Source organism: Pantoea sp. T14, from assembly GCF_036663535.1.
Taxonomy (GTDB): Bacteria; Pseudomonadota; Gammaproteobacteria; order Enterobacterales; family Enterobacteriaceae; genus Pantoea; species Pantoea phytostimulans.
Map to the genome: position 1 here is coordinate 178,049 of NZ_JAWUEB010000015.1, position 23,311 is coordinate 201,359.

The 23,311-nt window shown below is 52.3% G+C and carries 20 protein-coding genes and 1 tRNA gene; 4 read left to right on the top strand and 17 right to left on the bottom strand.

Going from position 1 to position 23,311, the window contains the following annotated elements:
• Window positions 1–200: 200 nt before the first annotated feature.
• Complete coding sequence (locus tag SC127_RS06770; protein WP_215845485.1) at window positions 201–407, top strand: hypothetical protein; 207 nt, start codon at window positions 201–203, stop codon at window positions 405–407.
• A 48-nt stretch (window positions 408–455) separates the two neighbouring features.
• On the opposite strand, the gene yjfP is transcribed toward SC127_RS06770, so the two are convergent.
• Window positions 456–1,205: an esterase gene (gene yjfP, locus SC127_RS06775; protein WP_215845484.1), complete on the bottom strand. Its 750-nt coding sequence runs from the start codon at window positions 1,203–1,205 to the stop codon at window positions 456–458.
• Window positions 1,206–1,362: 157 nt separating this feature from the next.
• Here yjfP and SC127_RS06780 point away from each other — a divergent pair, with 157 nt between their 5' ends.
• The gene (locus SC127_RS06780; RefSeq protein ID WP_215845483.1) at window positions 1,363–3,294 is read left to right on the top strand and encodes a methyl-accepting chemotaxis protein; all 1,932 of its coding nucleotides are present in this window, start codon (window positions 1,363–1,365) and stop codon (window positions 3,292–3,294) included.
• Window positions 3,295–3,351: 57 nt separating this feature from the next.
• Window positions 3,352–3,675: a biofilm peroxide resistance protein BsmA gene (bsmA, locus tag SC127_RS06785; RefSeq protein ID WP_215845482.1), complete on the top strand. Its 324-nt coding sequence runs from the start codon at window positions 3,352–3,354 to the stop codon at window positions 3,673–3,675.
• Here bsmA and SC127_RS06790 read toward each other — a convergent pair.
• From SC127_RS06790 to nnr, 15 genes are all read right to left on the bottom strand, one after another.
• Window positions 3,652–5,280 (bottom strand): isovaleryl-CoA dehydrogenase, encoded by a 1,629-nt coding sequence (locus SC127_RS06790; protein WP_332625841.1) that lies wholly within the window; start codon window positions 5,278–5,280, stop codon window positions 3,652–3,654. The two genes, bsmA and SC127_RS06790, sit on opposite strands and share 24 nt — an antisense overlap.
• Before the next feature lie 98 nt (window positions 5,281–5,378).
• Window positions 5,379–6,113, bottom strand: a complete 735-nt coding sequence (gene rlmB / locus SC127_RS06795; RefSeq protein ID WP_215845480.1) for a 23S rRNA (guanosine(2251)-2'-O)-methyltransferase RlmB — start codon at window positions 6,111–6,113, stop codon at window positions 5,379–5,381.
• A 75-nt stretch (window positions 6,114–6,188) separates the two neighbouring features.
• Entirely contained in the window at window positions 6,189–8,645 is a 2,457-nt protein-coding gene (rnr, locus tag SC127_RS06800) for a ribonuclease R (protein WP_243078844.1), read from the bottom strand.
• A 16-nt stretch (window positions 8,646–8,661) separates the two neighbouring features.
• Window positions 8,662–9,105: a nitric oxide-sensing transcriptional repressor NsrR gene (nsrR, locus tag SC127_RS06805; protein ID WP_215845479.1), complete on the bottom strand. Its 444-nt coding sequence runs from the start codon at window positions 9,103–9,105 to the stop codon at window positions 8,662–8,664.
• Window positions 9,106–9,329: 224 nt separating this feature from the next.
• The gene (locus SC127_RS06810; RefSeq protein ID WP_215845478.1) at window positions 9,330–10,628 is read right to left on the bottom strand and encodes an adenylosuccinate synthase; all 1,299 of its coding nucleotides are present in this window, start codon (window positions 10,626–10,628) and stop codon (window positions 9,330–9,332) included.
• Window positions 10,629–10,794: 166 nt separating this feature from the next.
• Window positions 10,795–10,995, bottom strand: coding sequence for a DUF2065 domain-containing protein (locus SC127_RS06815; RefSeq protein ID WP_243078843.1), 201 nt, complete (start codon window positions 10,993–10,995; stop codon window positions 10,795–10,797).
• Window positions 10,996–11,052: 57 nt separating this feature from the next.
• On the bottom strand, window positions 11,053–12,057 hold the full coding sequence (hflC, locus tag SC127_RS06820) for a protease modulator HflC (protein WP_215845476.1): 1,005 nt from the start codon (window positions 12,055–12,057) through the stop codon (window positions 11,053–11,055).
• Between the two features lie 3 nt (window positions 12,058–12,060).
• On the bottom strand, window positions 12,061–13,296 hold the full coding sequence (gene hflK, locus SC127_RS06825; RefSeq protein WP_215845475.1) for an FtsH protease activity modulator HflK: 1,236 nt from the start codon (window positions 13,294–13,296) through the stop codon (window positions 12,061–12,063).
• 171 nt (window positions 13,297–13,467) lie between these two features.
• Window positions 13,468–14,748 carry a ribosome rescue GTPase HflX gene (gene hflX / locus SC127_RS06830; RefSeq protein ID WP_215845474.1) on the bottom strand — a complete coding sequence of 427 codons (1,281 nt, stop codon included), beginning with the start codon at window positions 14,746–14,748 and terminating at the stop codon, window positions 13,468–13,470.
• Between the two features lie 77 nt (window positions 14,749–14,825).
• A complete protein-coding gene (hfq, locus tag SC127_RS06835; protein ID WP_215845473.1) occupies window positions 14,826–15,137 on the bottom strand; it encodes an RNA chaperone Hfq in 312 nt (103 codons plus the stop codon).
• Window positions 15,138–15,240: 103 nt separating this feature from the next.
• On the bottom strand, window positions 15,241–16,191 hold the full coding sequence (gene miaA / locus SC127_RS06840; protein ID WP_332625842.1) for a tRNA (adenosine(37)-N6)-dimethylallyltransferase MiaA: 951 nt from the start codon (window positions 16,189–16,191) through the stop codon (window positions 15,241–15,243).
• Complete coding sequence (gene mutL / locus SC127_RS06845; RefSeq protein ID WP_332625843.1) at window positions 16,184–18,019, bottom strand: DNA mismatch repair endonuclease MutL; 1,836 nt, start codon at window positions 18,017–18,019, stop codon at window positions 16,184–16,186. The genes miaA and mutL overlap by 8 nt, the downstream gene beginning before the upstream one ends.
• Window positions 18,020–18,068: 49 nt before the next feature.
• Window positions 18,069–19,730, bottom strand: coding sequence for an N-acetylmuramoyl-L-alanine amidase AmiB (gene amiB / locus SC127_RS06850; protein ID WP_215845472.1), 1,662 nt, complete (start codon window positions 19,728–19,730; stop codon window positions 18,069–18,071).
• Window positions 19,727–20,203 (bottom strand): tRNA (adenosine(37)-N6)-threonylcarbamoyltransferase complex ATPase subunit type 1 TsaE, encoded by a 477-nt coding sequence (gene tsaE / locus SC127_RS06855; RefSeq protein WP_215845471.1) that lies wholly within the window; start codon window positions 20,201–20,203, stop codon window positions 19,727–19,729. Before tsaE ends, amiB begins: the two co-directional genes overlap by 4 nt.
• A gap of 6 nt (window positions 20,204–20,209) precedes the next feature.
• On the bottom strand, window positions 20,210–21,724 hold the full coding sequence (nnr, locus tag SC127_RS06860) for a bifunctional ADP-dependent NAD(P)H-hydrate dehydratase/NAD(P)H-hydrate epimerase (protein ID WP_332625844.1): 1,515 nt from the start codon (window positions 21,722–21,724) through the stop codon (window positions 20,210–20,212).
• Between nnr and queG the strand changes: the two genes are divergently transcribed.
• Window positions 21,723–22,862, top strand: a complete 1,140-nt coding sequence (gene queG, locus SC127_RS06865) for a tRNA epoxyqueuosine(34) reductase QueG (protein ID WP_215845470.1) — start codon at window positions 21,723–21,725, stop codon at window positions 22,860–22,862. The two genes, nnr and queG, sit on opposite strands and share 2 nt — an antisense overlap.
• A 352-nt stretch (window positions 22,863–23,214) precedes the next feature.
• On the opposite strand, the gene SC127_RS06870 is transcribed toward queG, so the two are convergent.
• Window positions 23,215–23,290 (bottom strand) — tRNA-Gly (locus SC127_RS06870).
• Window positions 23,291–23,311: the final 21 nt, after the last annotated feature.

Below are 23,311 nucleotides of genomic sequence, written 5' to 3' on the forward strand. Positions count from 1 at the left end.
CAGATCGTGCCAAATACCGCTACCTTTTGTGCTATCTCTGCTAATACAACGCGTTGTATAAGAATTGTTCAAATTAGCTGAAGAAGAGCATCAAAAGGCCGACTGGCGACATAATGACCAGCCACTAAACTTTATTCAGACGTCGCGGCCTTTTTGTCGGCGTCCTGCCAGAGTGTTTTCCCTGTAGTGAGGAGTCGAGCATGAAAACGTTCGTCATCGCCACCTTACTGGGTCTCTTCCTGTCTCCACCCGCCCTTGCCAGCAGTGCTGACTGTGCGCAGCAGATGAGAAGTAACAGTAGCAAAGCGGCTTCAGGCTATGTTTACGTTAATCGATTGGATACGCCAGGCAATAGCAATGCCAACGTCACCATCAGCGCAGCGGAGCGGTTATCGAATTCGTACTAATGCCCTGTAACGTAACGGGCTGGCAGCGTGCTACCAGCCCAATTTCATTTACAGCCGGTGTTTAAAGAAACTCACTAGCGCGGTCAGGCCTGAGGGCGTGATTTTGTGGCCGATATGTTTTTCGGACAGCGAGGTCAAATTAGCGTCCAGCCCTTGTTCGCGCAGGGCCGTATCAAGCCTTGTGGTTTCTGCAAAAGGCACCACTTCATCAGCTTCACCATGCCACAACAGCAACGGCCGATTAGCCAGCTTATCCAACTGTCCGCAAGGATCGTAACCCGCTAGCGGTGCCATGCGTTCGGCAAACTGCGTCTTTTGTTCTGGTGTGCGCGCCACCAGCGGCGGGAACAGCGTATTGCTGAGCTGCATAAAATAGCCCGACCCCATCATACAGGCGACGCTGTGAATCTGCGGATAACGCGCCATTGCACCTAATGCTGTCATTCCTCCCATCGATGCCCCTGCGACCGCAAAACGATCATGACTAATCAGGTCATTCTCGCGCAGCGCGGCTTCCAGTTGAGGGACTTCATCAATGTTCTGTTTCAGGATGTCCCAGAAGTGGCTCATTCGAGACTCGGCATCACCGTTGTAGCGCGCCCCATGCATATCCGCATCTGGCATTACCGCACGAAAACCAGCCTGAGCCAGCGCTACGGCGAAATAGGCATAGACCTCTTTAGACGACGTAAAGCCGTGGTAAAACAGCACGGTCGGCAGCCTGGCGTGGCGCTGACCTGCGGGTGCTGCGTGTAGGCATTCAATACCGGCCAATGTTTCCGTGGTGAGTTCAATCATGTGCTCTCCTGAGTAAGGGGCAAAATCTGCTTTGACGTGTACATTCTGCCAATAAAAATATTAATCAGCCCACCCTTGATCTAGATCAATGCGTCCTAAACTTTTCTTCTTACCTGCCGTTGATCTTGTACCCTCCTATCATAATCAAAGGTAATTTATGAAGCGTCTCTCTCTCAGCAGCCTGAGCCTTGGAATAAAGCTGTCTGTACTGACGTCTCTTAGTGTAGCGCTGCTGTTATTTGTCCTGACTCTCACGCAAAGTCATAACGCATCTCGTCAGCTGGAAAGTCTGGCAATGGACGATATGCATAACCAGGTACAAGGCATCAGCGAAATGGCGACGATGTTTAACGCCACACTGACCGAAGAGGTCAGCAGCTACACCCAACTTTTCGCCAGTTTCCTGCCTAAAAATTTTAGCCGCGACGACAGTGCTCGTATTCAGGTGGGTAACTTCTCGACCCCGACGCTGAGAGCCGGACTGAAGACGCTTAACCTTGATCAAACGGCAGTGGATGATTTCACCGAGCGCACTGCTGCGGTTTCCACCATCTTTGTGCGTGATGGCGATGACTTCGTGCGTATTTCGACCTCACTGAAAAAGGAAGATGGCAGTCGCGCAATCGGTACTCAGCTGGATCGCACCAGCGCCGCGTGGAAAAGTGTGAATCAGAGTGAGGTTTATCGCGGTCTCGCCACGCTGTTTGGTCATCGCTATATCACGCAGTATCAGCCGGTGAAAGATAGCAGCGGTACGGTCGTTGCCATTCTGTTTGTCGGCGTACAGATTGATAAAGAATACGCCTTAATGCGTGAAAAAATACTGGCGCGTCGACTCGGCGAAAGCGGCCACTTTTACGTGCTAAATGGCACGTCAGGCAAATTGCAGGGCCAATACCTGTTTGATAAGCAGCGTGAAGGCCAGCAGCCCGCTTGGGATAAAGCGCTTCTGCAGCAACTGGTCACTCAACCACAAGGTATCCGTGAAGCAGAAATTGCGGGCGAGAATAAGATGCTTGCCTGGCAGCAGTTGCCTGGTTGGAATTGGGTGATTGTGGGTGAAGTCAACCGCGCCAGCCTGCTGGCTCCTATCACCCATAGCCGCAATCTGTTTATGATCACCGGTCTGGTTCTGGTGGTGATCTTCGCGCTTGGTTTTGCCTGGTACAGCCGACGCGCCATTACTCGCCCATTACAGCAGGTTATCCATCTTGCAGAGCAATACGCTGCGGGCAATCTGCAGGTTCATCTTGATACGTCGCGACGTGATGAAGTGGGTCAGTTGATCACGGCCATTAACGGCATTGGTGACGGTTTAGAAAAAATTGTGGCGCAGGTGCGCGGCGCGGCGCAAGAGATCAGCGATGGTACTGACACTATCGCCGCCAGTAGCCAGGATATCAGCGCCCAGATAAGCCGTCAGGCCAGCAGCGTTGAAGAAACCTCGGCCAGCATGGAACAGTTTGGCGCGACGGTGGAACACACGGCAGACAGTTTACGCCAGGCGATGTCGTTGGTATCGGAAGCCACCAGCATGGTGAATCACGGCAGCAAAACAGTGGTGCGCTCGGTCAACACTATGTCGGCGATTAAAGTTTCGTCACAAAGCATTGCCGACATTACTCACGTGATTGAATCGATCGCTTTCCAGACCAATATTCTGGCGCTCAATGCCGCTGTTGAAGCCGCGCGTGCCGGTGAGCATGGCCGCGGCTTTGCTGTTGTCGCGGCTGAGGTGCGTGCGCTGGCGCAGCGTTCGGCACAGGCCGCCAAAGAAATTGATGGCCTGATTGCGACTTCCATCAGTAACGTTGCTGAAGGCCATACCTTGTCTGAGCAAACACGCGAAGCGATGACTAACATTGTGACGCACATTGAGCAGGTTCAGGCATTGATGGGTGAAATCAACGTTGCCGCGCAGCAGCAGGCAGCGGGCATTGGTCAGGTGAATCTGGCCATGAATCAGATCAGCCAGGCGACGCATCAGAACAGCGATTTAGTGGCGCAGGCAGAAACCACTGCACAGAACCTGAGTCAGAAAGGGCATCATCTGACGCAGTTGGTCAGCGTTTTTAACCTCAAATCGTAATTGCCTGCGGGACGGTGTGACATACACTTAATACATCGTCCCTCAGGAGGATTTGCCATGCGTTACGCTTTCCTGTTGTTTTTTGCCTTACTGCTCAGCGGCTGTTCAGTTTTTAAAGATACGCCGGAAGCGCCGCCTGCGCCGACCAGCCATGCACAAGAAATTTCACGATCGCAAACTCACGGCTTGCCGAAGCTGGGCACGATTAGCGTTAGCGTGCGCGGTTCGCCAGATGACGCTGAGCGTGAAATCGATGCGCGAGCAAATCAAGCGGGTGCGATTTACTATCAGATTGTGATGGTTGATGAAACGGTGATGCCAGGCTTATGGTACGCCACGGCAACATTATACGGCGCTTCAACTGCCGCTCGCGCGCAGTAATAAACGATCGGTCAGCGCGTTTTCTAACGGACGCGATCCGCGCAAATCGAGCCATTGGCGACACCATGCATCAGCAATCGGCGGCTCAGCATATTTCAGCAGTTGCGCCGCCGTTGCCAGTTGTAGCAGCTGATGCGTGAATTCATGCGCCTGCACTTCCTGCGCTTTATGCAGCCGCAGCTTGAGTTGACGCCAGCGCGCATCAAAATGGCGATTGCTGCCTTTTACCGCATCAAATTCCTGGTTCAACATGTCGATGATGCCAGATTGCCGGGTGAGTACCCGCAGCACATCCAGGCACATCACATTCCCGGATCCTTCCCAAATGCTGTTAACCGGCATGTCACGATACAGGCGCGGCAGTTCGCTCGCTTCGCAATAGCCGATGCCGCCTAATACTTCCATCGCGTCGGCGACAAACGGCATGCCCGCTTTGCAGATGCCATATTTCGCTGCTGGCGTGAACAAGCGAGCAAAACTGACTTCATGCGGTTGGGCAGGCTGCGACCAGGCGCGAGCCAGACGTAATAAAAATGCGGTTTGCCCTTCTAGCTGCAGCGCTTGCGTCGCCAGCATCTGTCGCATCAAAGGCTGGTCCACCAAATTTTTTCCCTGCACCTGACGCTGATGTGCATGATAGAGCGCCACAGAAAAAGCGCGTCGCATTTGACCGTGGCTGCCAAGAGCACAATCGAAACGCGTCATGCTGCCCATTTTCAGGATCATCCGCACGCCTTCGCCTTCTTCGCCCAATAGCCAGCCAATGGCATCTTTAAACTCAACTTCTGCGCTGGCATTCGAGCGATTACCGAGTTTGTCTTTGAGTCGTTCAATAACGATCGCGTTGCGCTCGCCGTCAGGAAGCAGACGCGGCAGAAAAAAACAGCTTAACCCTTGCTGGGTTTGCGCCAGAATCAGATGCGCATCGCTTTGAGGCACAGAAAAGAACCATTTGTGGCCGACGATACGATAGGCTTCGCCAGGCCCGCGCTGCTCCAAAGGCTCTGCGCGAGTGGTATTGGTCATGACGTCGCTGCCGCCCTGTTTTTCCGTCATGCCCATGCCAATCAACAACCCACGCTTCTGTTCGCCAGGTTGTGCATGCGTGTCGTAACGATCGCTCAACAGGGGATCGAGCCAACCTTCAAACGCGGCGGGAAGCGTCCGTTGTAGCAAAGGAATGGCAGCGTGCGTCATGGTCACCGGACAAAGCGTGCCGGCTTCCACTTGCGCATGGAGAATAAAGCGCGCCGCACGCGCCACGCTGGCGCGTTCAAGCACATTGGGCTGCCAGGTAAGATTATGCAGACGGCTGGCGCAAACGCCCTGCATCAGTAAATGCCAGGCTGGATGAAAGCGTACTTCATCAAGCCGCGCGCCACGCGCATCGTAACGCAGCAGTTCGGGTGGCTCAGCGTTGGCTAAACGGCCCAGCTCCAGTGATTCGGCGCTGCCAAGCTGCATACCAACCGAGGCGAGCCAATCGCGATCCCATTCACCGCCTTCACGCAGTAGCGCTTCACATAACGGCGTATCCGACAGAAAGAGATTACTGTTGCTAAGAGGTTGCGGCTGATTGAATACGGTGTGGGTTGTCCAGGTCATAACGGCTCCTCACGGATTTCACTCCCTAATTATGGGAGTGATGCGCAGTTATGCCTGGTACAGAAACTTTTTTGCGGTGGCGATCACGCCATCAGCGATTACAGCGCGCGTTGACGTACCGCTTCAAACAAACAGACGCCGGTTGCGACTGACACGTTCAGCGAAGAAACGCTGCCCGCCATTGGAATGCTGATCAGCTCATCGCAATGCTCTCGCGTGAGGCGACGCATACCTTCACCTTCCGCGCCCATCACCAAGGCCATTGGGCCGGTCATTTTGCTTTGATACACGGTGTGATCGGCTTCGCCAGCGGTACCCACTACCCAAATGTTGTATTCCTGCAGCAAGCGCAAAGTACGCGCCAGGTTAGTCACGCGAATTAACGGCACGTTTTCGGCTGCGCCGCTGGCCACTTTTTTCGCTGTTGCGTTGAGTGTCGCGGAGCGATCTTTTGGGACGATGACCGCATGCACACCCGCAGCATCGGCGCTACGCAGGCAAGCACCCAAATTGTGCGGATCGGTGACGCCATCCAGCACCAGTAAAAACGGTTTTTCCAGGCTTTGCAGCAGATCCGGCAGATCGCCTTCCTGATACTGGCGGCCCGGCTTCACGCGCGCGACAATACCCTGATGCACGCCACCTTCAACCTGGCTATCGAGCCATTGACGGTTAGCCAGTTGAATCACGATACCTTGAGCTTCCAGCGCGGTTACCAACGGTTGCAGACGACGATCGTCGCGGCCTTTGAGGATAAAGACTTCCTGGAAACGTTGTGGATCGTTTTCCAGCAGCGCCTGCACGGCATGGATACCAAAAATTATTTCGCTCATCGATCTGCTCAGTATTGGGAGAATGAATGGATTACGAACCGCCCTTGCTCTTCGGAGCAAGGGCGGAGATGCGCATCAGACAGGATTTGCCTTCTTCGCGGCGCGCTTGGCCTTAGTGGCGGCGGCGATTTTACGGGTTTTCTCCGAGACTTTTTTACTTTTTTTCTCGGTGTTTGCAGCAGCAGGCTTTTTCTTTTCGCCAGCGGGCTTTTTCTTCTCACCGCGGAACGCGGAATCTGGCTCGAAGTTAGCCTTCTTACTGATTTCACGACGACGCTTCGGCGGTGCTTTGCCTTCACGTTTATCGCGTTCACGAGCCGTTTTACCTTCGCCGCGTGGCTTGCGAGAGCTGGAAATCAGGGCAAAGTCGATTTTACGCTCATCCATGTGCACCGCTTCAACTCGGACTTCTACGGCATCACCCAGACGATAAGTACGCCCGCCTGATTCGCCAATCAAACGCTGACCAATCGGGTCGAAACGATAATAGTCATTGTCGAGCGTTGATACGTGTACCAGACCATCAATGAACAGATCGTTGAGGCGAACGAAGAAGCCAAAACCGGTGACGCTAGAAATGACGCCATTGAAGACATTGCCGACCTGATCCTGCATGAAGTCACACTTCAGCCAATCAGCAACGTCGCGGGTGGCTTCATCAGCACGGCGTTCAGTTAAGGAGCAGTGCTGGCCCAACTGCAGCATTTGCTGCATCTCGTAGTGATAACCGCCAGTTTCGGTAGTAATGCCTTTCACTTCGCCCTGCTCTTTTGCCAGCAGATATTTGATTGCGCGGTGCAAGAGCAGGTCTGGGTAACGGCGAATCGGTGAAGTAAAGTGCGCGTAAGAGGTCAATGCCAGACCGAAGTGACCACGGTTTTCTGGATCGTAAACGGCCTGCTTCATTGAGCGCAGCAGCATGGTTTGCAGCATTTCCGCATCAGGACGATCGGCAACTTGCGTGAGCAGCGCTGCGTAATCGATGGGTTGCGGCTTAGTCCCGCCCGGCAAGGTCAGCCCCAGCTCGTTTAATACGGTGCGGAAGCTTTTAATACTTTCATCGGTAGGACGATCATGATCGCGGAACAGCGCCGGCTCTTCATTTTTTTCAACAAAGCGTGCCGAGGCAATGTTCGCCAAAATCATGCACTCTTCAATGAGTTTGTGCGCATCATTACGCGAAGTGCGCTCTACACGTTCGATACGACGTTCAGCGTTGAAGATAAACTTGGCTTCTTCCGTTTCAAACGATATACCACCACGCTCTTCGCGCGCCGCTTCCAGCGCCTGATACATATTATGCAGCTCTTCAAGCTCTTTGACTCGCGGCGCATATTGCTCGCGCAGTTCCGCATTGCCCTGCAGAATATTCCACACTTTGGTGTAAGTCAGACGCGCATGCGAATTCATCACCGCTTCGTAATGCTTAAAGCCTGTCAGCTTGCCTTTGGATGAGACGGTCATTTCGCACACCATACACAGGCGATCGACCTGTGGGTTCAGCGAACATAATCCGTTGGAAAGCACTTCCGGCAGCATAGGAACGACTTGAGACGGGAAGTAAACTGAAGTGCCACGCTGATGGGCTTCATCGTCAAGTGGCGTGCCTGGACGCACGTAATAGCTGACATCCGCAATCGCAACCCACAAACGCCACCCACCGCCACGCTTTTTCTCACAGTAAACGGCATCATCAAAGTCTCGCGCATCTTCACCGTCAATAGTGACCAGCGGCAGCTGTCGCAAATCAACACGCCCAACTTTGGCCTCTTCTGGCACCACTTCACTTAGCTTGCTTACCTGTTTCTCTACTTCTGGCGGCCAGGTGTGTGGAATCTCATGGGTACGTAATGCCATATCGACGGCAAGGCTAGTGCCCATGTCATCGCCAAGAATTTCAGCGATTTTACCAATGGCTTTCGTGCGGCGTGTTGGACGTTGTACCAGTTCGACCACCACCACCGAACCCATGCGGGCGTTCAGGGTTTCTTCTGGTGGAATGAGAATATCGAAACTCAGGCGGCTGTCGTCAGGCACCACAAATCCGGCTCCCGCATCAGTGAAGTAGCGGCCCACGATTTGATTGTTACGCGGCTCTTGCACACGCACAACGCGCGCCTCACGACGGCCTTTGCGATCCGCGCCCAAAGGCTGAGCGAGAATGACATCGCCGTGCATGCAGAACTTCATCTGTTCTGCAGAGAGGTAGAGATCGTCTTTCTGCCCTTCTGCGCGCAGGAAACCGTAGCCATCACGGTGGCCGATAACTTTGCCGCGCAGCAGATCGAGACGTTCAGGTAAGGCGTAACATTGACGGCGAGTGAACACCAGCTGGCCGTCGCGCTCCATTGCACGTAAGCGGCGACGTAATGCTTCAAGGTGTTCTTCTTCTTGCAAATTCATTTCTTGCGCCAGCTCATCGCGGCTGGCTGGTTTTTCGCGTTTTTCTAACAGCGCCAGGATAAATTCCCGGCTTGGAATTGGGTTTTCGTATTTTTCAGCTTCTCTATCCTGATAAGGATCTTTTGACATAACGGTTCCTCCGATGTCATTTAATTTTCATTGCCACCGGCGGTTCGGACAATATGATTTCATATAAAGGTGTATTTCCTTCAACGAGATCCGCCAGGGTATAGCTATCCAGTTCCCGTAAGAATACCTGCACCGCAGCATGGAGTGCATTCCTTAAACGGCAAGCTGGCGTAATGGCACACGCGCTGCAATCTACTAATTGTAGCGGTTCCATCTTACGAACGACTTCACCAATGACGATTTGATTGGCTTTCATGCCTAAACGAATGCCGCCATTTTTACCGCGCGTAGCTGCCACAAACCCAGCACGGCTTAATTGATTGATGATTTTGACCATATGATTACGCGATACGCCATAGGTATTGGTTACTTCGGTAATGTTAGTCAACTTACCTTCCGGCAAGGTAGCCATATATATCAAGGCCCGCAGACCATAATCAGTAAAACTTGTCAGCTGCACATTAACCTCGGTGAATCATCAAAAGTGGCATTGATTCGTGTGTTCGCCTTGCGATTAATTTCAATTGTTAACCGGTTCGCTTTTTAATTAAGTAAGATGATAAACCAGAGTCTGGGCAGCTGTGCGTTTTTTTAAGCCAGAGGGTGATTTGATAAGCGAAGGGATATTCAGGGGCGTCAAAGCGCGGAAAAACAAAGGCCGGAGATTGTCCGGCCTCAATGTGATTATGCGTCGAACGGATCGCGCAGAATCATCGTTTCACTACGATCAGGGCCAGTAGAGATGATATCAACCGGCACGCCAGTGATCTCTTCTACGCGTTTGATGTAGTTACGGGCAGCTTGTGGCAAGCCTTCCAGTGTTTTCACACCAAAAGTCGTTTCGCTCCAGCCTGGCATTGATTCGTAAATCGGCTCAATGCCTTCCCAGTTTTCTGCCGCCAGCGGTGTGGTGGTTGCTTCACTGCCATCTGGCATGCGATACGCTACGCAGATTTTCACTTCTTTCAGGCCATCCAGCACGTCCAGCTTGGTCATGCAGAAACCGGATAAAGAGTTGATCTGAACGGCACGACGAACAGCAACAGCATCCAGCCAACCAGTACGACGACGGCGACCCGTGGTAGCACCAAATTCGTTGCCTTGCTTACACAGGAACTCACCCGTTTCATCAAACAGTTCCGTTGGGAACGGGCCTGCACCTACGCGAGTAGAGTAGGCTTTAACGATGCCCAGCACATAATCAACGTAACGAGGACCAATACCTGAACCGGTGGCAACGCCGCCTGCGGTGGTGTTTGATGAGGTTACATACGGATAAGTACCGTGATCGATGTCCAACAACGTACCTTGTGCGCCTTCGAACATGATCAGGTCGCCACGCTTACGCGCGCCGTCCAATAGTTCAGACACATCAACAACCATGCTGGTCAGGATGTCGGCAACCGCCATCACATCACTCAGCACTTTGTCGAAATCGACAGCTTCTTCTTTGTAGTAATGCACCAGCTGGAAGTTGTAGTAATCGACCACTTCTTTCAGTTTGGCTGCGAAAGTTTCTTTGTTGAAGAGATCGCTAACACGCAGAGCACGGCGAGCCACTTTATCTTCATAAGCCGGGCCAATACCACGGCCGGTGGTGCCGATCGCTTTGGCACCACGCGCTTTTTCGCGCGCCATGTCCATCGCAACGTGATATTGCAGAATCAGCGGACAAGCTTCAGAAATCAGCAGACGTTCGCGTACCGGAATCCCACGCGCTTCCAGGCCTTTCATCTCTTTCATCAATGCTTCAGGAGAGAGAACCACGCCATTACCAATAATACTGGTAACGTTTTCGCGCAGAATGCCAGAAGGGATCAAGTGGAGAACGGTTTTTTCACCGTTGATGACAAGTGTGTGGCCCGCATTGTGGCCGCCTTGATAACGCACAACGTAATTCGCGCGTTCAGTCAGAAGGTCTACAATCTTACCTTTACCTTCGTCACCCCATTGGGTGCCCAGTACGACGACGTTCTTACCCATTTCTCAAAATCACCGATTGCTTAAAAATGGATTCTACCATCTGATCGGGTCGCTTTCAGCACTTTTAGCATACGATTGCGCGCTTTTTTGCCTGAGTTTTGATCACTACAACATGTGGGGGGAAACGCGCCTTAAAACCACAATTTAGGCTGTGAGCGATCGCGCATCAGATATTGCCGTGCATGCTTAACATGCAATAAATCACTACACCCGCGACCACTAAGCCGCCGCCAAAACGATGCAGCAGGCGATCGGGCAGTTGCGTCATGGTTTGAATTAACCGCCGCCAGGCACGTGGCATAAACATCGGTCCTAAGCCTTCCAGCACCAATACCAACGCTAATGCCATCCAGATACTCGTGTTCATTCCTGTAATCCAAAAAAAAGGCCGACAAAAGTGTCGGCCCGTAGGTTATATCAGTTCTTATCGCGTTGCGTTAGAGGGCGCTTTCATATATCGGAAGAAATCGCTGTCTGGACTCAACACCATGATGTCCTGATTTTCGTTGAAGCTATTTTCATAAGCGCGCAGGCTGCGGATGAAAGCATAGAAATCCGGGTCCTGACTAAACGCATTTGCAAATAACTTCGCCGTTTCAGCATCACCATCACCGCGGGTAATCAACGCTTCACGCTGTGCTTCTGCGATGGTACGTGTTACCTGATAATCGGCCTGAGCGCGCAATTTCTCCGCCTCTTCCTGACCTTGTGAACGCTGACTACGCGCTACCGCTTCACGTTCTGCACGCATACGGTTAAAGATGGCGTCAGACACTTCGGTCGGCAAGTTAATTTGCTTAATACGCACATCAACAACCTGAATACCTAACGCCGCCATGCTGTTCGGGTTTGGCGCAGGTTCACTGCTGTTGGTTTCACGCTCAACGCGCGCTGCCGCGTTAGCAATCGCATCATCAGCGGCGGGTGTCGCAATTTCGTCGTCGTTGCCCGCGCTACCGGTATTCAGTGCATCACGCACGTCAGTGGTTAAGCGGCCACGCGAATCCGTCACGATGTCTTTCACATCCAGACGACCCATTTCAGAACGCAAACGGTCACTGAACTTACGTTTCAGCAGCACTTCAGCCTGTGAAACATCACCGCCGCCGGTTGCCAAATAATAACGGCTAAAATCACTGATGCGCCATTTGATATAAGAGTCAACGATCAGGTCTTTTTTCTCTTTGGTTACAAAGCGATCGGCTTGGTTATCCATGGTCTGAATACGTGCATCCAACGATTTAACCGTTTCGATAAACGGAATCTTGAAATGCAGACCCGGTGAAAACACCTGTGGTTTGTTTTCATCATCGCGCAACACTTTACCGAAACGCAGCACAATGCCCCGCTGGCCTTCTTGCACAACAAACAGCGATGCGTAAAGCGCCACCAGCACAACAATAAGTAAAAAGATTATGGGCTTACGCATCGATTACTCTCTCCCTTCGCGCTGGGTATCGTTGCGCTGAGCATTCACTCGACGCTGATCCAGGACGCTGTCTGGACTGTATGACGAACTTTCACTGCGGCTGGTATTACGGTCTGAAAGGGGTGGCAGCGTTGATGAACTCGTGCCTTTTTTACCACTCTGACCGGAAGAATCCATGCCACGCATCAGTTGATCAAGCGGCAGCACCATCAGGCTATTACCACGATCATTAACCAGCACCTTACGAGTGTGACTCAACACGCGTTCCATGGTTTCGATATACAGACGCTCTTTGGTGATCTCTGGCGCGGCTTTATACTCCGGCAGAATCTTGGCAAAACGCGCTACTTCACCTTGTGCTTCCAGAACAGTACGCTCTTTATAAGCACGTGCTTCTTCAAGCAGACGTTGCGCCTGGCCATTGGCTCGCGGCTGAACTTCGTTGGCGTAAGCTTCCGCTTCACGTACGTATTGCTCGCGGTTTTCACGCGCTGCAATTGCATCATCAAACGCTGACTTCACCTCTTCCGGCGGACGTGCTGCCTGGAAGTTGACGTCAAGCACCGCAATACCCATGTTGTATGGACGAATGGTTTCATCGATTTCACGTTGGGTATCGCTACGCACCACGGTACGGCCTTCAGTCAGAATGCGGTCCATGGTTGAACGACCAATAACGCCACGCAGCGCACTGTCAGTTGCCTGACGCAGGCTGTCATCGGCGCTGGTCACTGCATAGAGATAGCGCTCTGGATCGGTCACGCGGTACTGCACGTTCATTTCTACGCGCACCACGTTCTCATCTGACGTTAACATCACGCCAGAAGCCGCCAGTTCACGTACCGCTTCAACGTTAACCGCGCGGACCTGATCGATAAATGTCGGCTTCCAGTTAAGGCCCGGCTCAACCAGATGGCTGAATTTACCGAAGCGTGTAACCACGCCGCGTTCCGCTTCTTTGATGGTGTAGAATCCGCTGGCGGCCCAGATGACCACAGCAGCAACAGCTACAATGCCAACAATTTTTCCACCGCTGCCGGAGCCGCGCTGACCGTTGTCACTCTGTTTGCCACCGCCCAGTCCACCGAGCTTCTTGCTCAGCTTACGGAAGATATCATCCAGATCAGGTGGCCCTTTATCTCGACCTCCTTTATTTCCCCCAGAGTTGCCGCCTTGATTATTGCTGCTTCCCCACGGGTCGCGGTCCTGTCCGTTATTTCCGGGCTGATTCCACGCCATGTCTCTACTCCATTTATTGTATTTGCGGCTTACCTTCATCTTTCATGCTGGCGCGACGTTAGCTGCTCTCGCTTACCCCAATGACTTACCGCAGTATGCTTTATGGGATTCGCTCAATGACTGCCTTGCTACAACCTGAAATCTATTGGGTAAGTTCGATTGGGCAACATGTCAAACAATGTAACTGGTTAGTGACGGCTCTTGTTTACATAAACGACGCCAGTCAACAATTGGCATCCTGATCTGTAAACCGACACTGCCGTCTTCTTCATTCCACTCTTTTTCAATCGCCTGCAACTGATAGAAACGGCTGCGCAAGCGCCCCGCATCTGGTGGCAGACGCAAATCATATTGGGCAATTTCACCCGACAGGCGCTCTGACAACGCTTGCCACAACAAAGGAATGCCCACGCCAGTCTGGGCTGAAAGCCAGACACGAATCGGCAGGTTTTCTTCGTTGCGATCAATACGCGGTTCAAAATTATCGAGCATATCGATTTTATTCATGATCAGAAGCTTCGGTATTTCGTCCGCTTCAATCTCTTCAAGAACCGTATCTACGGCTTCGATATTCTCATTCAGTCGCACGTCTGCACCGTCAATGACGTGAAGCAGCAATGCTGCCTGACGCGTTTCTTGCAGTGTAGCTTTAAACGCAGCGACAAGGTCATGCGGGAGATGGCGAATAAACCCAACAGTATCCGCTAATACCACCTCGCCAACATCAGCCACATTCAAGCGACGTAAAGTAGGATCAAGGGTCGCAAAGAGTTGATCCGCAGCGTACACATTGGCAGAGGTAATGGCGTTAAACAGAGTGGATTTTCCGGCGTTGGTGTAGCCTACCAGAGAAACGGTGGGTACATCGGCTTTAGCGCGCGCCTGACGTCCCTGCTCGCGCTGTTTTTCAACACGCTCAAGACGGGAAAGAATCTGGCTTATGCGGCCACGTAATAAACGGCGGTCAGTCTCTAGCTGCGTTTCACCCGGGCCACGCAGGCCAATACCGCCTTTTTGGCGTTCAAGGTGCGTCCAACCACGCACAAGACGCGTAGCAAGATGACGTAGCTGAGCCAACTCGACCTGCAATTTACCTTCGTGGGTGCGGGCGCGCTGGGCAAAGATATCAAGGATTAAGCCTGTGCGATCAATCACACGGCATTCGCATAACCGCTCCAGGTTTCTTTCCTGAGCGGGCGTTAAGGCATGATCGAATAATACGACCGATGCTCCACTTGATTTTACCGCATCGGCAATTTCAACGGCCTTTCCTTCACCGACAAAATACTTCGGGTGTGGCGCTTTACGACTGCCGGTAATGACTTGCAGCGCTTCGACGCCAGCAGAAGAAACCAGGGTTTCAAATTCCTGTAGATCTTCTACCTCTTTGTCTTGGGAGAACCAGATGTGTACCAGTACGGCCTGCTCACCGGCATCATAACGGTCAAACAAGCTATAACCTCGCTAAAAATAAAAGACCAGGACGGAAAACGATTAACGTTCTCCAGTCCTGGCTGAACGGCGGCGCCTTATTCTGCGCTATCACCGTCTTGTTGTGGCTGCGGCTGCGCTGATGGCGTGCTGCCGCTATGATGGTAATTATTCGTGCTGCCGCCGGTATTATTGCTATGGTGAGAAACCGGACGTGAAGGCACTACGGTAGAAATGGCATGCTTGTACACCATCTGACTGACCGTGTTCTTCAACAAAATCACAAACTGATCAAATGACTCAATCTGACCTTGCAGCTTAATACCGTTAACCAAATAAATCGAAACCGGAACACGTTCACGACGCAATGCGTTCAAAAACGGGTCTTGTAATGATTGCCCCTTAGCCATTCTATCTTTTCCTTATATGCTTGTTGTTTGTTGCTTTTAGAACCTAGAGTTCTGAAAAAACTGCGTAAAAATTTGCGCACGATAACCAGCCAATTGTACACAATCACCCATGCTTCGCACTAAGAACCTGTAACACCGTTTCGCGGGCTAATTGGGGTTCGTCGCTGTCTAACCAGTGAACGTTTTCCCAACCACGTAGCCATGTCATTTGGCGCTTAGCGAGCTGCCGGGTCGCGCAAATTCCCCGATAAACCATCTCGTTGTAATCAATTTCGCCAGATAAGTAAGACCACATCTGACGATATCCCACACAACGAATGGAAGGCATGTCCGTATGCAAATCACCTCGTGCAAACAGGGCCCGAGACTCCGCTTCAAATCCTGACGCTAACATCTGTTCGAAACGTAAAGCGATGCGCTGGTGTATCAGCTCGCGGCTCGCGGGGGCGATGGCAAACTGGTACACGTCGTAGGGTAACGCTTCGCCGGACGTTTTTGTCAGTTCCGTTAAAGTTTTACCCGAAATAAAAAAAACTTCCAGTGCTCGCGAAAGTCTCTGCGGATCATTCGGATGAATACGACTGCCGGCAACCGGATCGATTTCACACAGTTGGCGGTGTAAGGCTTCCCATCCATCATCACGCGCCATTTGCTCTATACGCTGACGAACCTCCGGATCGGCCGAGGGCAGCGGCGACAATCCTTCAAGTAACGCCTTGAAGTAGAGCATAGTTCCACCAACAAGCAACGGAATACGTCCGCTTCGGACAATATCCGCCATTTCTGCTAAAGCATCGCGACGAAATTCCGCAGCCGAATAGGCCTCTGCGGGATCGCGTATGTCTAACAAACGATGGGGTGCCAACGCTAACTCTTCAGCCGACGGTTTCGCCGTGCCAATATCCATCTGACGATAGATTAAGGCAGAATCCACGCTGATAAGTTCCACAGGCAACTGCTTGCGCAGCTCAATCGCTAAGGCGGTTTTGCCCGAAGCGGTGGGTCCCATCAAAAAAATAGCCTTGGGCCGGCCAGCCTGGTTTAGTTCACTCATGCTTCAACGCGTTGATCGCGCTCTCAGTTTCAAGGGCTTGTAATAAGCCTGAAGGCGGCGATTTTAATAGCTGTGGGCAAAGCCGTTCCAGCTCAGCCAACAATGTAATCGCCTGCGAGTGATTCCAGTTTTGAGACTCTGCATCTTCGCGTCGTGCCAGCCATTGAGCCAGCTGCGCGGCAGAATTCTCTTGCTGTCGGGCCAAATAGCCTAACAGCTCAGGAATCAAGATTTGTAAATTTTGTGTTCGTAACGGTAAAGGCACTGCGCGTAAGGTCACATGGTCGCCTTGTGGCTGCAAATCAATTGCCATCTGATTGAGTAAGCTGGCATTTTCTTGCGCCGCCTTGCGCTCAACCTGTGCAATTTTCAGCCGGACCGGAATCAACAATGGTTGCGGTTTTAATCCCGCTTCGCCAGGCTGAAGCTGGGCCTGTTTCAACCAGCGAGATGCAACCGGTAGCGCCATAAGCATCAGGGTTTCATTTTGTTCCAGCAGCGCATATTGGCCCTGTATTACCGTTAATACGCGACCAAAACTTTGTGCATGCGCTGCCAGCGGAGCTTCTTTTACCGCTGGACGAAGCGTGGTTTCTGGCGCGCTAACCTGCGGCGTTTTCAGCAATTGCTGATACACCGAGCCTTCACGCTTACTGTAACTGTTCTCTTTCGTTTGCCACGCAGGAACCTGAGCGGGAGCTGGAGCTGAGACACTTTCACTGCGGCGCGGCGCGGGCTGGGCAAAATGGTTGCCTCCCGCCGCCTGGCGGTTTTCGGGCTGCCAGCGCGGAGCCGGTTCTTCAGCTTGCAACGTAGGCAACGTTGGCGCGGCGCTCGCCTGTAAAGCGCTGATTACGCCCTGATAAATAAAATCATGCACCAGTCGCGACTGATGAAAGCGCACTTCATGTTTTGCCGGATGAACGTTCACATCGACCTGATGTGGGTCGATCTCCAGATAAAGCACATAAGCGGGTTGTTGGTCGTCCTGCAGCTGCGTTTGAAAAGCCTGGCGAATGGCATGATTGATCAACTTGTCACGCATCATGCGGCCATTAACATAGCAATATTGCAGCTCGCTAACCTGACGTGAACCGGCGGGATCGGCGACCCATCCGCGTAAAGAGAGATCATCATGTTGCCAGTCAATACGCATCGCATGTTGCATAAAGGTGGTGCCGCAAATCGCGCCCAGACGGCGTTCGCGCTGCCCTTCATCAGTGACAGCACGATATTGGCGCATCAATTTGCCGTTGTGGCTAAGTGAAATAGCCACGTCAAAACGCGCCAGCGCAATGCGACGGACAACTTCATCGATATGCGTAAATTCGGTTTTTTCGGTACGCATAAACTTGCGGCGTGCAGGCGTGTTGTAGAACAGGTCGAGCACCTCAAGCGTGGTGCCGCAAGGATGTGCCGCCGGTTTGACTGTGACCGCCATATCGCGCCCTTCTGCATAGGCCTGCCAGGCTTCATTTTGCTCAGCAGTACGTGAAGTCAATGTCAGACGCGAAACGGAACTGATACTCGCCAGCGCTTCGCCACGAAAGCCCAGGCTCATAATGGCTTCAAGATCGTCAAGTGAGGCGATTTTACTGGTGGCATGACGTGCCAGCGCCATCGCCAGTTCTGCCTTGTTAATGCCGCAGCCGTTATCGCGAATGCGGATCAGCTTGGCACCCCCCTTTTCAATATCCACATCAATGCGTGTCGCACCAGCGTCGAGGCTGTTTTCCACCAGCTCTTTTACAACCGATGCGGGACGCTCAACCACTTCGCCTGCGGCAATTTGATTAGCCAGCTGCGGCGGTAAAATTTGAATCGGCATGATGGATATCCTTTTAGCGGGTAGCCCGGCGCAGTGGCCGGGCAAACAATCAGGACGTTGGAATCTTCAGATTTTGACCTAGCATCACATTGGTCGATTTCAAATTATTCGCCTGCATAATCGCTTTCGGGCTAACACCGTAATGCGCAGCAATGCCCGTTAACGAATCACCTCGAACCACTTTATGACGTACCGGTTTTTGTGCGGCCGTCGTGCGGCTGGCTGCGGCGCTAGCGGGCACTTTTAAACGTTGGCCAACCCAAACTACATCACGCTTCAGGGTATTCATCTCACGCAACGTCGCCATGCTAACGCCATATTTTTCCGCAATCCCGGAAAGCGTTTCACCGCGTGTCACCGTATGACGCTGGGTAACGCCCGTGTACTGCGTTACGCCCGTGGCCGGATTACTGGCAACACTAATCGTCGGCTGCGAGCCGACTGGGCGGTTTTCCTCCTTTGGGACCGATTGTAGCGGGTGCGCCAGGAAATAAGTGCGCAGACCTTTATAGATCGACTGCGCAATTTTTTCCTGGTGTGCGCTACTGCCAAGCAGTCGCTCCTCCGAGGTATTACTGATAAAACCGGTTTCCACTAACAGTGAGGGAATATCCGGCGAACGCAGCACGCCAAGGCTGGCATGCTCAGGTAGACGCTTGTGAAGGGTTGCGACACCCCGCATCTGTTGCAATACTTTTACCGCGATGTCATATCCCACGCGTTGCGAATGACCAAATTGCAGATCAAGCACCGCCTGGCTGAGATAAGGATCGGCCTGACTGTTTGCCAGCAAATCGCCCGCGCCGCCGAGCAGTTCAGATTGCTTCTCTTTCTGTTCCAGCCAGTTCGCCATTTCGCTGTTAGCACGCCGATTCGACAACACCCAAACTGACGCACCGGTCGCCGCATGGCTTGGTGCCGCATCGGCGTGAATCGAAACCAGCACGTTAGCATTGGCTTTACGCGCTACATCCGAGCGCCCCATGACCGAAATAAAATAGTCACCGTCACGTGTCAGCACACCTTTGAACATCGGGTCATTGTTCAATAACACTTTCAGCTTGCGAGCGATCGCAATGGTGACATTCTTCTCTTTTAAGCCATTCTGCCCCATCGCGCCGGGATCCTGACCGCCATGCCCGGCATCAATCGCCACAATTACCGTATCGTTAAGACTGGATGCGGAGCCAGGCCGAACCGTGCTTGCAGTACTGGTTACAGCGGTCACCGGACTCGCATCGAAAGGATTGCGGGTTGAGGTGCTTTGTGTCGGAACGCGAGAAGGTGTTAGCGTGCGGGAAGGTGTGCTTCGTGTTGCAGGCCGCGTACCGTTGATGGTAAACACCACGTTGTAATTGTTGCCATTGCGCTGCGTCACTGCACGCGTTTTGCCTGGCTGCGTTAGCTCAAGCACCAACCGAACGCTTTGCTTATCTTTCGGCGTGCTGGTGCGGATGCGTTTAACGATGTTTTCGCCACTGAAATTCAGCGGTAAACCTTGAATAACGCCGCTTTGACGAATATCCAACACCACGCGATCGGGATTACGCAGCGGGAAGAAACCGTAAACCGGTTGGCCGGCAAAGCTAAGTGTCACCGTTGCCTGACTGTCGCCATTCGCCACTTTAATATCAGAAAGATTTGCGGCAAACAGCGGGGTGGCAACCAGTAACAACAGCGTTACCAGCGCGATTTTCATCCGTGACATCATGCTTGATTCCTGCCTTGCTCAATCTCATCAATCCATGTTTGACCTAATGGCGATTGCGCCACCAGCTCAGCTTCACGTGCCGTATCAACGTAGCGCAGCGTCAGTGCCAAATCGGGCGGCGGCAAAACGCCTGCACCCTGCTGCGGCCATTCCACCAGGCAAATTGCGTCTCCCGTGAAATAATCACGAATTCCCATGAACTCAAGTTCCTCGGGATCGGCAAGACGATAAAGGTCGAAATGGTAAAGTGAGCGATCGCCCAAGATGTAAGGCTCAACCAGCGTATAGGTTGGACTTTTTACATTGCCTTGATGGCCTAACGCCTGCAGAAAACCACGGCTAAAGGTGGTTTTACCCGCCCCGAGATCGCCATACAAATAGATAACCGCCGCGCGGTGACATGCGCGAGCGAGTTGTGCACCCAATTCCAGCGTTGCCGCTTCGTCAGGCAGAGAAATAACACAGGTTTTCATGCTTTATTATTGATTCATCTCTGGATTAACAAACTGCCACAGCAGATCGAATAAGTCTGTCGCTAGCATGCCGCGGGTGCCGCGTTTCGCTGCCACCGCATCGGCTGCAGCGCCATGCGCCACACAACCCGCACAAGCTGCATCGAACAGCGCCAATTTTTGCCCCATCAGCGAGGCGATAATACCGCTCAGCACATCGCCCATTCCGCCTGAAGCCATCCCTGCGTTTCCTACATCGGCAAAAGCCATTTCACCCGCTTCGCTGGCGATAATCGTTCCCGCGCCTTTTAATACCACAACACCACCATAGCGATTTGCTAAAGCTTGCGCGGCATGTAAGCGGTCACTCTCAATTTCGCTGGTCTTTATTCCCAGCAGGCGAGCCGCTTCACCTGGATGTGGCGTAATGATGCGATTCTGACGTTTCTCCGCACTGATTGCCAGCAGGTTAAGAGCATCAGCATCCCAAAGCATCGGCTTTTCGCTTTCAGCGACGCTTTTCAGTGCCTTCTTACCCCAATCTCGCTGTCCTAAACCTGGGCCAATGGCAATCACATCTGCCCATTCCAGCGCCTCGCTCAACCGTTCATCGGTTAATTCATCTACCATAATTTCTGGCCGTGCAGTCAGAATCGGCGCGATGTTATCTTTGTGAGTGAGTACTCGCACTAAACCACTGCCGGTGCGCAGTGCAGCTTCTGAAGTCATGCGAATAGCGCCTGCGGTTCCTGCATCGCCACCCACGACCAGCAAACGTCCCTGATTGCCTTTATGTGAGGTAGGTTTACGTGGTTTCAACCAGTGTGACAAAAAGCAGGCGTCAAAACGTGCCATAGGTGCTATTTCACCGGACAAATAGGCGCTCAAGCCTAAATCTGCATAATTCAGCTCGCCAATGTAATCGCGGGCTTTACCGGTGATTTGACCCGGTTTCAGCGCAATAAAGCTCAACGTATGGGTTGCATCAACGACATCGCTAGGCGCACTGCCGGTGGCGGCAGACAGACCGGACGGCATATCAATGGATAAAACCGGCGCAGCATGCCTGTTTGCCTGCTGAATCAAAGTGGCATAAGGTTCCGCTGGCGCCCGATTGATTCCGGTGCCCAATAGCGCATCAATAATGAGATCAACTTTTTCGGGCCAGCTCGCATCGGCCGCATGGATTTCTCCCCCCGCCTCAAGCCAGGCGTCACGCGCGGATTGTGCTTCTTCAGGAAGCGGCTTTTTCCCTTCACAGGCCAGCAGCGTAACCTGTTTTCCCGCCGCTTGTGCCAGCCGCGCCACCACATAACCATCACCACCATTGTTACCGTGACCGCACAAAATTAACCAGCTCTGCGCCTCAGGCCAATGGGTTTGACTGTGCTCATAGGCAGCCTGACCGGCGCGCAGCATCAGTTCATATAAGGTAATCCCGAGCGTATCGGCGCCTTCACGCTCTAGCTGCGCCAGTGCCTGCGCAGGCCAGACAGAATATGGTAAACTGCCCCTGTTTTTCTTCGAATCCTGGTTACTCATGTCATACCCTCTCGATCTTCATCAACTCGCTCAACACATTAAACAGTGGGGATTAGATCTCGGCTTTCAGCAGGTCGGCATTACCGATACCGATCTCAGCGCGGAAGAGCCGCGTCTGCAAGAGTGGCTGGATAAGCAATATCATGGCGAAATGGATTGGATGGCGCGCCACGGTATGATGCGTGCCCGGCCGCACGAGCTGTTGCCCGGTACACTGCGCGTCATCAGTGTTCGCATGAATTATCTTCCGGCAAAAGCCGCCTTTGCCAGTACGCTGAAAAATCCCCAACTGGGCTACGTCAGTCGTTATGCTTTGGGACGTGATTACCACAAAGTATTGCGCAATCGACTGAAAAAGCTCGGAGAAATGATCCAGGCACACTGCGGCGAGCTTAACTTCCGCCCGTTTGTTGATTCTGCGCCGCTGCTTGAACGCCCGCTCGCCGCCAAAGCGGGCTTGGGCTGGACCGGCAAACATTCACTGATTCTCAACCGGGAAGCGGGCTCATGGTTTTTCCTTGGCGAATTATTAATTGATCTGCCGTTGCCGATTGATGCGCCACAGGAAGAAAACTGCGGACGCTGCGTAGCCTGCATGACCATTTGCCCAACCAATGCGATTGTCGAACCCTACGTAGTGGATGCACGCCGCTGTATTTCCTATCTCACCATTGAGTTGGAAGGGGCGATCCCGGAAGAGTTCCGTCCGTTAATGGGCAACAGAATTTATGGCTGTGACGATTGCCAGCTGATCTGCCCATGGAATCGCTACGGGCAATTAAGTGATGAACCCGATTTTTCACCGCGAGCAGCGCTGCATGCGCCTGAGTTGATCGATCTTTTTGGCTGGGATGAAGCAAAATTTCTGCGTATTACCGAAGGTTCTGCCATTCGCCGGATTGGGCATTCCCGCTGGCTGCGTAATATTGCTGTCGCGTTAGGCAATGCACCCTGGTCAACGGAAGTGGTAGCAGCGTTACAACAGCGTCGGGGAGAACAGGCTTTGTTAGATGAGCATATTGAATGGGCATTACTACAGCAGCAGCAGAAACGTGAGCAGCTGGCTATTGAAGTGCAGCCGGCTCAACAAAAACGGCTGGTTCGTGCAGTGGAGAAAGGATTACCGCGTGATGCATGATTGAGCAACATGCTAGTCAAAAAAGTTTTTCCACACCTTGTGAATAAAAATAAAAAGCTGTTGTCATTCAAACGACATAACATTATCAAGTCGCTTAAATAACAAATTGAAATATTTTCATTAACTTATTATTCAATAGGTTACGCTGAAATTGTGTTTATTTAAGAATTGGGCTATCGCTTGGCTTGCTAATCAAAGCTGTGGATAACTCTGTTTAAAAGAGTTTTGTAGATCGCTGTGAATGGCATAGATGACGGCGTGTAGCGCTGTGGATAACCTTTAGAAAAGCGTCGACAGCAACAACAATCAACGTGTTATATAACTGGCTGATTTTATGTCATCAAAAAAAATTTGGAGCGGGAAACGAGACTCGAACTCGCGACCCCGACCTTGGCAAGGTCGTGCTCTACCAACTGAGCTATTCCCGCGCCTTGTACCGTTAATAAATT

Excerpts from the sequence above, each read along its gene's own strand:
- SC127_RS06770 (WP_215845485.1), top strand. The coding sequence starts at position 201 with ATGAAAACGTTCGTCATCGCCACCTTACTGGGTCTCTTCCTGTCTCCA.
- yjfP (WP_215845484.1), bottom strand. The coding sequence starts at position 1,205 with ATGATTGAACTCACCACGGAAACATTGGCCGGTATTGAATGCCTACAC.
- SC127_RS06780 (WP_215845483.1), top strand. The coding sequence starts at position 1,363 with ATGAAGCGTCTCTCTCTCAGCAGCCTGAGCCTTGGAATAAAGCTGTCT.
- bsmA (WP_215845482.1), top strand. The coding sequence starts at position 3,352 with ATGCGTTACGCTTTCCTGTTGTTTTTTGCCTTACTGCTCAGCGGCTGT.
- SC127_RS06790 (WP_332625841.1), bottom strand. The coding sequence starts at position 5,280 with ATGACCTGGACAACCCACACCGTATTCAATCAGCCGCAACCTCTTAGC.
- rlmB (WP_215845480.1), bottom strand. The coding sequence starts at position 6,113 with ATGAGCGAAATAATTTTTGGTATCCATGCCGTGCAGGCGCTGCTGGAA.
- rnr (WP_243078844.1), bottom strand. The coding sequence starts at position 8,645 with ATGTCAAAAGATCCTTATCAGGATAGAGAAGCTGAAAAATACGAAAAC.
- SC127_RS06810 (WP_215845478.1), bottom strand. The coding sequence starts at position 10,628 with ATGGGTAAGAACGTCGTCGTACTGGGCACCCAATGGGGTGACGAAGGT.
- SC127_RS06815 (WP_243078843.1), bottom strand. The coding sequence starts at position 10,995 with ATGAACACGAGTATCTGGATGGCATTAGCGTTGGTATTGGTGCTGGAA.
- hflC (WP_215845476.1), bottom strand. The coding sequence starts at position 12,057 with ATGCGTAAGCCCATAATCTTTTTACTTATTGTTGTGCTGGTGGCGCTT.
- hflK (WP_215845475.1), bottom strand. The coding sequence starts at position 13,296 with ATGGCGTGGAATCAGCCCGGAAATAACGGACAGGACCGCGACCCGTGG.
- hfq (WP_215845473.1), bottom strand. The coding sequence starts at position 15,137 with ATGGCTAAGGGGCAATCATTACAAGACCCGTTTTTGAACGCATTGCGT.
- miaA (WP_332625842.1), bottom strand. The coding sequence starts at position 16,191 with ATGAGTGAACTAAACCAGGCTGGCCGGCCCAAGGCTATTTTTTTGATG.
- mutL (WP_332625843.1), bottom strand. The coding sequence starts at position 18,019 with ATGCCGATTCAAATTTTACCGCCGCAGCTGGCTAATCAAATTGCCGCA.
- amiB (WP_215845472.1), bottom strand. The coding sequence starts at position 19,730 with ATGATGTCACGGATGAAAATCGCGCTGGTAACGCTGTTGTTACTGGTT.
- tsaE (WP_215845471.1), bottom strand. The coding sequence starts at position 20,203 with ATGAAAACCTGTGTTATTTCTCTGCCTGACGAAGCGGCAACGCTGGAA.
- queG (WP_215845470.1), top strand. The coding sequence starts at position 21,723 with ATGTCATACCCTCTCGATCTTCATCAACTCGCTCAACACATTAAACAG.
- nnr (WP_332625844.1), bottom strand. The coding sequence starts at position 21,724 with ATGAGTAACCAGGATTCGAAGAAAAACAGGGGCAGTTTACCATATTCT.